The organism is Roseomonas nitratireducens, assembly GCF_017813355.1.
Lineage (GTDB): Bacteria > Pseudomonadota > Alphaproteobacteria > Acetobacterales > Acetobacteraceae > Neoroseomonas > Neoroseomonas nitratireducens.
On sequence record NZ_JAGIYZ010000049.1, the window covers coordinates 1 to 8,259 of the forward strand.

Here is an 8,259-nt window from a genome sequence, read left to right on the forward strand (position 1 = left end):
CCCCCCTCGCGCCGCCGCCCGCGGCCGGCCGGGCCGCCGCCGCCGCCGCCGCGGCCGGCACGCTCGACGAATTGCGCGCCGCCATCGCCGCCTTCGATGCCTCCCCGCTGCGGGAGACGGCGACGAACCTGGTCTTTGCCGATGGCGACCCGGCCAGCGGCCTGATGCTGATCGGCGAGGCGCCGGGGGCGGAGGAGGACCGCCTCGGCCGCCCCTTCGTCGGCCAGTCCGGGCAGTTGCTCGACCGGATGCTCGCTTCCATCGGCCTGAGCCGGGAGGCGGGCGGCTTCACCATCACGAACATCCTGCCCTGGCGCCCGCCGGGGAACCGCACGCCGACGGATGCGGAGATCGCGCTGTTCCTGCCCTTCGTGCTGCGCCACATCGCGCTGGTGCGGCCCAGGCGCTTGGTGCTGCTCGGCGGCGTCTCGGCCAAGGCGCTGCTGCGGGCCAAGGACGGCATCACCCGGCTGCGCGGGCGCTGGCACCAGGTCGCGATCGAAGGGCTGGGGGAGGTGCCCGCGCTCGCCACCCTGCATCCGGCGTATCTGCTGCGCACGCCGGCCGCCAAGCGGGATGCCTGGGCGGATTTGTTGTTGCTCCGGCGCACGATCGAGGCCGAATCGCAAACCAAATGAGCAGACGCCGTCTTCAGGACGGGCGCCAAGTCCCTGAGGGTGCTGAGAGGCGTTCCAAATTGCGGGATTCGTCGGTTTAAACGACGTTGCGCAAGGGCGACTCGGGCTCCTAGTCGAGTCCAGCCATGCGCGCGATCTGCCCCATGGCCCTGCGCTCGCCCGCTGCCCTGATGGCGGCGATCGGCGCGCCGCTGTGGCTCGGAACCCCCCTTCCGGCCGCGGCGGAACGGGCCTCCCAGAGCGCCACCGGCGCCCTTCGCCCCGCACCCGCGGCGGCGGGGACGGCCGGCTTGCCGCGACCTCTCGCCGCCGGCGATGCCGCGCGCCTCGTCCGCATCTTCCGCCTGCAGGCCGAGGGCGCGATGTCCGCCGCCGCGGCCGAGCACGCGCTGCTCGCCGACCGCCGGCTCGATGGCCATGTGCTCGCCGATCGCTGGCTGCGCGCGGGCGCGCCGCCGCCGCATGAGGCCGAATTGCGCGCCTGGCTCGCCCGCCACGGGGAGGAACCCGACGCGCCGCGCATCCACGCGCTGCTGGCGCTGGCCGCCCCCGCCGCCGCGCTGCCCGCCGCCCCCGGGGACGCCGCGCTGCCCGAGGATGCGGAAGCGGTGCCCGAGGAGCGGGAAGGCCCCGCCCGGGGCTTCGTGCGCAACCCCGCGCTCGACCGCACGGTGCGCGAACGCGCCTTCGCCGGCGACACGGCCGGCGCGCTCGCGCTGATCCGCCGCACCCGCGGCATGACCCCCGCCTATGCCGCCGCGCTGCGCGCGGACATCGCCCTCGCCCTGTTCCGGCGGGGGGAGGACGCGGCCGCCTTCCGCATGGCATCCGAGGCCGCGCGCGGCGGGCGGGAGACGACGGGCCGCGCCGCCTTCGCCGCCGGCCTGTCCGCCTGGGGCCTCGGCCGCTACGAGGTCGCGCTGCCCTGGTTCGAGGCCGCGGCGCGGGCCGAGGGCGCCTCCGCCGCCGCCCGCGCCTCGGCCGCGTTCTGGACGGCGCGCACCGCCGTCCGCGCCCGCCGCCCGGCGCTGTACGTGCCCTGGATGCTGCAGGCCGCGCAGGAACCGCGCACCTTCCACGGGTTGCTCGCGCGCCGCGCGCTTGGCCTCGAGCCCGGCTTCGCCTGGACCGCCGAGGCGGGCGGGGAGGGCAACGCGGCGGCGCTGATGGAGACCGCCGGCGGCTGGCGCGCGCTCGCGCTGCTGCAACTGGGCCAGGGCGCGCGGGCGGAAGCCGAGCTGCGGGCGCTGTGGCCCGCCGCGCGCGGCAATGCGGCGCTGCTGCAGGGCATGGTCGCCGTCGCCTCGCGCGCGGGCATGACGCATCTGGGCGCGCAGCTCGCCGGCCTCGCGCAGGGGGCGGACGGGCGGCCGCGGGACTTCGTGCGCTTCCCGCTGCCGCGGCTCGATCCGCCGGAAGGCTTCCGCGTCGATCCGGCGCTGCTCTACGCGCTGGTGCGGCAGGAATCGAACTTCGATCCCGAGGCGATCTCCCGCGCCGGCGCGCGCGGGCTGCTGCAGGTGATGCCGGCGACCGCCGCCTATGTGGCCAACGACCCGTCCTTCCGTGGGGAGGGCGCGCAGCGGCTGCACGACCCTGCGCTCTCGCTCGAGATCGGGCAGCGCTACCTGCTGTACCTGGCGCGGCACGACGCGGTGGGCGGCGACCTGATCCGGCTGCTCGCGGCCTACAATGCGGGGCCGGGGAACCTCGCGCGCTGGCGGCCCGCGGCGCGGCACCGCGACGACCCCTTCCTGTTCATCGAGGCGATCCCGGTCGAGGAGACGCGGCGGCACGTTCAGCGCGTGCTCGCCTATTCCTGGATCTACGCCTCGCGGCTCGGCCTGCCGGCGCCGAGCCTGGAAGCGCTGGCGCGCGGCGCCTTCCCGCGCGTCCCGGCGCCGGAGGAAGTGGCCGAATCCCGGCCCCGCCGCGGCATCGCGCTGCAGTAGCGCTCAGCGCGACGCGGGCGCGGGCGCGGCGGCGGGCCCTGGCTCGGCCGCGGGCTCGTCCACGCCGAAGCGGAAGCGTTCGTCCCGGGCGGGAAGGTAGAGCGTGCCGAACATCCAGTCCCACAGCGCGAAGACGGTCGCGAAGTTCCGGTCGTGCTGCGCCGCGTCGGCCGAATGATGCGCCTGGTGCATGTGCGGGCTGACCAGCACGTAGGACAGCCAGCGCGGGAAGGGCAGGGCGACGTGGCTGTGCCGCAGATGCGACAGGGCGAGGTTCCACACGAGCGTGAAGACGTTCACGCCGAGCAGCGTCAGCGGCGTGACCTGCGCGCCATAGGCGATGGCGACGGCGCCGACCGCGAAGCCGTTCATCAGCGACGCGCCGCCCATGTGCACGATCTGCTCCTGCGGCCAGAAGCGGAAGGCGGTCAGCGGCGTCAGCACCTCCGGCGCGTGGTGCAGGCGATGCGCGCGCCACAGCAGCGGGAAGCGGTGGAACAGGCGGTGCGACCAGTACAGCGCGAAGTCGCTCGCGATGAAGGGCAGCAGGGCGCAGAGCAGCATCGCGACCGGCGTGTCGATCCGCGCCCCCGGCGTCGGCTGGCCGAAGACCGGCAGCAGCATAAGGAAGGCGATGGCCGCGCCGGTCGCGCTCAGCAGGAACAGCAGCGGGGCGGCGAGGAAGGGCAGCGCCGCGTTCGCCGTGAAGCAGGCGAGGTCGATGCCCAGGTGGCGCAGCGCCCGCCGCCCGTCGCAGGGCAGCGCCTGGCGGCGGATCTCGGCGACGGAGCGCCCGGCGGCCAGCCCCATGCCGAGCGCGGCGAGGACCGCGAGCAGGATCGTCGGCCACCAGAAGGGCGAGCCGGGCTCGGTCAGCGTGCCGGCGAGCGAGCCCAGCCATTGCCAGGCGGCGGTCAGCGGATCATAGGCGGGCCAGGTCATTTTCGCGACGGAGGTCAGGGAATGCGACGGAGCGCAGCGCATACCACGAAGCGGCAACGCCTGTCTGCGCTTCCGTCGCGGGGGCGCGCGGCATGATCCGGGCGCTGGGCCTGGGCGGCCTCGGCCTCGCCGGCCTGCTTCTCGTCGCGACGCTGCTGCTGCGCCCGCAGGCGCCGGCCGTGGCGCTGCCGGACAGCCTCGACATCTCCGACATGACCTGGATCGAGCTGCGCGACGCCGTCGCGGCGGGGCGGCGCACCGCGATCGTGCCGAGCGGCGGCGTCGAGCAGAACGGGCCGCACATGATCCTCGGCAAGCACGACCACATCGTGCGCCACGCGGCGCGGCGCATCGCGGCGGAACTCGGCGACGCGCTGGTGCTGCCGGTGCTGCCCTATGCGCCGCAGGGCCGGCTCGACCCGCCGGAGGGCAATCGCCGCTTCCCCGGCACGATCGGCGTGGACGACGCGGCCTTCGCCGGCATGCTGGAAGGCATCGCCCGCAGCCTGCGCGCGGCCGGCTTCCGCACCATCTGCCTGCTGGCGGACAACGGCGCGAGCCAGGCGCCGCAGGAAGCGCTCGCCGCGCGGCTTTCGGCCGAATGGCGCGCGGACGGCGTGCGCGTCATCGCCGTCGGGGCGTATTACCGCGCGATCGCCGCGCAGGATGCCTGGCTTGCGACGCAGGGGGAGACACCGGCGAGCATCGGCGAGCATGCCGGGATCGGCGACACCTCGGAACTCATGGCGGTGCATCCGGCGGGGGTGGACCTGTCGCGCCTGCCGGCCGACCGGGCGCGGCTGCCCGCGCTGGGGGCGAGCGGCGACCCCGCGCGCGCCAGCGCGACGCGGGGGGAGGCGCTGCTCGCCATGCGCATCGCCGCGGCGGTGGCGGAAATCCGCGCCGCGCGGTAGCGGATCACTCGTCCTCCGCCACCTCCTCCATCCGGTCCGTCGGGCAGGCGAAGGCGCGGCGCTGGAGGTAGGCGCTGCGATGCACCGCGTAGGAATCGAGCGCCTCGGCGTCGATCCGGCGCACCTCCTCGGCGAAGGGCGCGTAGCCGACGAACAGGTCGCCCGCGCGCCAGGAGAACACCGCCTCGCTGCCGAAGGTGTTCGACAGCGCCGCATGCGTCGCGAAGGTCGCCCCCGCGTCGCGCAGCGTGGACGGGCCGAGCACCGGCAGCACCAGGAAGGGCCCGGCGGGCACACCCCAGCTGCACAGCGTGTCGGCCAGGGCGAAGGGCCGGCGCTGGTAGCCCCAGTCCGCCGCCCGGTCGCGCACGCCGCCCAGCCCGACCGTGGTGTTGACGCCGAAGCGCACCACGGCGTTCGCGGCCAGGCGGAACTCCCCCGCGGCGAGGCTCGCTGCGGCCGAGACCGGTTCCCCCAGATTGCCCAGCGCGTTCGCCACGCCGGCGCGGAAGCCGGGCGTGGTCGTGGCCATCCAGGCCGAGGCCGCCGGGTCCAGCACCCAGCCGCGCACCACCTGGTTGAAGCTGTGGACGCGGCGGTTCACGCTCTCCAGCGGGTCGCCATTGGCCCGCGCCGGCGGGGCGGCGAGCAGCATCGCGGTGCCGGCGAGAAGGGGGAGAAGGTTCCGGGCGCGCATCCGATGGATCCCTCGGGCTTGGACCATGAAGGCGCCGGGAGCGACGCCGCCCGCGAGAATAGTTTATTTTTCGTTTACGTGGAACTGGAAATTAAACATTCCATTAACCCTCTGCCGCGCCCCGCGCGCGGCCGCCGCTAAGCACTTGGTCAGGACCGCCATGCGAAGGTGCATCACTTCACGCATGGCCGGCCGATGGACCTGCTCCTCAACCTCCACACCCTGCCCGCCATCGCGGCCTATGCGGTCTTCATGCTGGCGGGCGGCGCGAGCGCCGCGCTCGCCTGCGCGCTGCTCGCGCCCATCGTGCGCGCGCCGCAGACCAAGGAGATGCTCGACGTCGCCATGCGCACCACCGGCGCGGTGACGGCCGCGCTGACGCTGACGCTGGCCTTCTGCGCCGTGCAGGCGCGCAGCCACAAGACCGACGCCGACCGCGCCGTGCGCACGGAAACCGCGGCCATCGCGGGCTTCGCGCGGGTCGCCGCGCGGGCCGGCGCGGCCGGGGAGGCGCTGCAGCCCGCCATCCGCGACTACGTGCGCAGCATCGCGGCGGACGAGTTCCACACCATGACCGCGAGCGGCCGCAGCCCCGCGACGCAGCGCCTGGCCGAGGCGCTGGAGGAAGCCGCCTACGCCGCCGCCGCCGGGCTCGGTCAGTCGCTCGCCGACGACATGCTGCAGGAGATGGACGCGGTCGAGGCGGCGCGGGAGGGGCGGCTGCACGCCGCCGCCATCCACCTGCCCAGGGAATTCTGGCTGCTCATCCTGCTGCTCTTCTCGCTCGTCGTCGCGACCGGCCCGCTCTATCCGGCGCGCGCGCATGTCATCGCCATGCTGGGGATCCAGGCGGCGGGCCTCAGCGCGCTGATCGCCTTCCTGTTCCTGATCGAGCGGCCCTTCCACGGCGTCATGGCGCTCTCGCCCGAGCCCTACCACACGCTCGACCACGCGCTCGGCCTGCGGGCGGACCCGCTGCGCCATGTACGGACGCTGCGCCATTGAGCAGCGCGAGCGGCCCGCCCGCGCGGCGCAGCCCCTGCCTCGCCGCGCTGCACGGCATGGGCGGGCACCTCATGCTCTATGCGGACTGCATCCGCATCCTGCGCCATGGGCCGTGGTTCACCGCCGTCACCCTCGTCTCCCATGTCGAGCGGGAGCTCGAGACGACGATCCGGCTCGACCAGATCTCGGCCGTGCACCTGGTGCGCACCGCCGGGCTGATCCAGTTCCTGCGCTTCTCCTACGCCGGCGCGCCGGCGGCCACCGGCCACGGGCTGCGCGACGCCTTCGCCGAGAACGCCTTCATGCTGGGCCTGGGCGACAACCGCCCGCTGATGCGCATGAAGGCGCGCATCGTCGACGCGCTGGGGCGCACGGGGGCGGAGGCCGAGGCCCCGCCGCCCGCGCAGCACGCCGCCGTCGCTTCGCACTGACGCGCATCCGCCCCCGCGCGCCGAAGGCGTAGCCTCCGGCGCGGGGCAGGGGTCAGCCCTGCGCCATCCGGCGGAACCAGGTGGTGGACCGCAGCAGCCCTTCCGGCCGCGGCGCCAGCCCTTCCGATTCGATCAGCGTCGCGATGCGGCGCGTCAGCGCGGCCTGGGGTTCGCGGATGCCGCTGCGGCGGCGGAACAGCATCGCCGCGCGTTCCGCATCGGCGCGGCCGACGCGCCGGCGCGCATCGGCCTGGGCGGTCAGGAAGGCGCGCGCTTCGGCCAGCGCGGCAGATGGCCCGGCGACGCCGCGGCGCTCGCCCTCGGCCAGCACGGCGGCGCGCGCATCCTCGGCGGTCAGGCCGAAGCGCGTCACGCCTTCGGTCAGCAGGGCGAGCTCGGCCTCCGGGTCCGGCACCGTGCCGGCGAAGCGCAGGCGGACCAGCTCGGCGAAGCCGTCCGGGTCGGGCAGCGCCATGGCGCGATAGGGGGCGGCGATGCTGCCGCCGCCGGCGGCGGCCATGGCGGCGATCGCCTCGCCCGCCGGGTCCACCGCCTCGGCGCGCAGCCCGCCGCCGGGCGCGCAGGCGCAGGGCAGCACGCGCACGCTGCCGTCCAGCTCCATCAGCTTGATCTCGACGCTCATGTCCGGATGGCGTTCGCGCACCGCGGCCGCGGCGCGGTTCAGCACGTCCTGGTGCTGGCGGAGTTCGTCCGCCGGGTTGTCGGACAGCCGCCGCCCGGCCCAGATGTGCATCGCGCCGCAGTCGCGGTGGTTCACGAACACCACCTTGCGCACGCCGTGCAGCTGGCGCGACGCGGCCAGGTTCTCCCACAGCGCCGCCGACCAGGCGGGGCGGGCGGGATCGATCGCGGCGAGCGCGGCGCCGGCGATGCGCATCTCGCTGTAGCGGCCCTCGCGGCCCAGCGCGCCCATCAGGAAGGTGACGTCGTCGGTCAGCCGCGGATCGATGCAGCTGACGAGGAAGGCGTCGGCCTTGCGCGGCGGCGCGGCCTGCTGCTCCGCCGTATTGGCGGTGCCCGGATGCGTCATTTGTTGATGTCCTCCGTGTGGGCGATGCCGCCCAGGCGGTGATGCAGGTGGGAGTAGCAGAGCCCGGCGGTGAAGACGCCGGAGACGCAGACCAGCAGGCCCATCAGCAGCGTGTCGCCGTCGAGGAGCCGCTGGCCCGAAAGGTGCAGCACGGTCATGCCGAGCCCGAGGCAGAAGGCGACCACGAGCAGCATCCCCTGCCGCCCGAGCACGCCGCGCGTCGTGCGCCACATGACGCCGAGGATGGCGGCGAGCGCCGCCCCGGTCGCGAGCTTCACCCAGAACCAGTCGAAGCCTTCCAGCACCCAGTGGACGTAGGAGGTGCCGGAGGGGTTGTAGATCGCGAAGACGATGAACAGCGCGAACAGCGCGCGGGAGACGACGCCCCGCCAGTCGAAGCGCTCCGCGCTCATCGCGCCGCCTCCCGCGCCCGCAGCACGGCGAGGTCGGCAAGCCGCGCCGCCGCGGCATCCGCCGCGATGCGGCGCGCGAGGCCGGCGCGCCAGGGCCCGAGCGCCGCCGCCGTGTCCGCCGGCAGCGCGGCGAGCGCCGCATCCGCCCCGGCCGCGTCGCCGGCTTCGAGCCGCGCGGCCGCGTCGCGCAGGGCGGCGAGCCCGCGCGTGCCAGCC

At 75.1% G+C, this 8,259-nt stretch carries 10 protein-coding genes; 5 read left to right on the top strand and 5 right to left on the bottom strand.

What is annotated here, in order from left to right; genetic code table 11:
* Both J5Y09_RS23930 and J5Y09_RS23935 read left to right on the top strand, forming a co-directional pair.
* On the top strand, positions 1–638 hold a 638-nt coding region (locus J5Y09_RS23930; protein WP_209354370.1), incomplete at its 5' end, for a uracil-DNA glycosylase.
* Between the two features lie 143 nt (positions 639–781).
* Complete coding sequence (locus J5Y09_RS23935) at positions 782–2,590, top strand: lytic transglycosylase domain-containing protein (RefSeq protein WP_245217403.1); 1,809 nt, start codon at positions 782–784, stop codon at positions 2,588–2,590.
* Between the two features lie 3 nt (positions 2,591–2,593).
* Here J5Y09_RS23935 and J5Y09_RS23940 read toward each other — a convergent pair whose 3' ends face one another.
* Positions 2,594–3,532, bottom strand: coding sequence for a sterol desaturase family protein (locus J5Y09_RS23940; RefSeq protein ID WP_209354372.1), 939 nt, complete (start codon positions 3,530–3,532; stop codon positions 2,594–2,596).
* Positions 3,533–3,624: 92 nt separating this feature from the next.
* On the opposite strand from J5Y09_RS23940, the gene J5Y09_RS23945 reads away from it, so the two are divergent.
* Complete coding sequence (locus tag J5Y09_RS23945) at positions 3,625–4,446, top strand: creatininase family protein (protein WP_209354373.1); 822 nt, start codon at positions 3,625–3,627, stop codon at positions 4,444–4,446.
* A 4-nt stretch (positions 4,447–4,450) separates the two neighbouring features.
* Here J5Y09_RS23945 and J5Y09_RS23950 read toward each other — a convergent pair whose 3' ends face one another.
* Positions 4,451–5,143, bottom strand: a complete 693-nt coding sequence (locus J5Y09_RS23950) for an MlaA family lipoprotein (RefSeq protein WP_209354374.1) — start codon at positions 5,141–5,143, stop codon at positions 4,451–4,453.
* Positions 5,144–5,338: 195 nt separating this feature from the next.
* On the opposite strand from J5Y09_RS23950, the gene J5Y09_RS23955 reads away from it, so the two are divergent.
* Together J5Y09_RS23955 and J5Y09_RS23960 are read left to right on the top strand one after the other, a co-directional pair.
* Complete coding sequence (locus tag J5Y09_RS23955; protein WP_209354375.1) at positions 5,339–6,148, top strand: bestrophin-like domain; 810 nt, start codon at positions 5,339–5,341, stop codon at positions 6,146–6,148.
* Positions 6,145–6,579: a hypothetical protein gene (locus J5Y09_RS23960; RefSeq protein WP_209354376.1), complete on the top strand. Its 435-nt coding sequence runs from the start codon at positions 6,145–6,147 to the stop codon at positions 6,577–6,579. Before J5Y09_RS23955 ends, J5Y09_RS23960 begins: the two co-directional genes overlap by 4 nt.
* A 52-nt stretch (positions 6,580–6,631) precedes the next feature.
* Here the strand turns inward: J5Y09_RS23960 and J5Y09_RS23965 are convergent, their stop codons facing one another.
* From J5Y09_RS23965 to J5Y09_RS23975, 3 genes are all read right to left on the bottom strand, one after another.
* Entirely contained in the window at positions 6,632–7,630 is a 999-nt protein-coding gene (locus J5Y09_RS23965; RefSeq protein ID WP_209354377.1) for a hypothetical protein, read from the bottom strand.
* On the bottom strand, positions 7,627–8,043 hold the full coding sequence (locus tag J5Y09_RS23970; RefSeq protein ID WP_209354378.1) for a DUF6524 family protein: 417 nt from the start codon (positions 8,041–8,043) through the stop codon (positions 7,627–7,629). Before J5Y09_RS23970 ends, J5Y09_RS23965 begins: the two co-directional genes overlap by 4 nt.
* Positions 8,040–8,259 (bottom strand): hypothetical protein (locus J5Y09_RS23975; protein WP_209354379.1); only part of this gene is annotated, 220 nt, incomplete at its 5' end. The genes J5Y09_RS23970 and J5Y09_RS23975, both read right to left, overlap by 4 nt.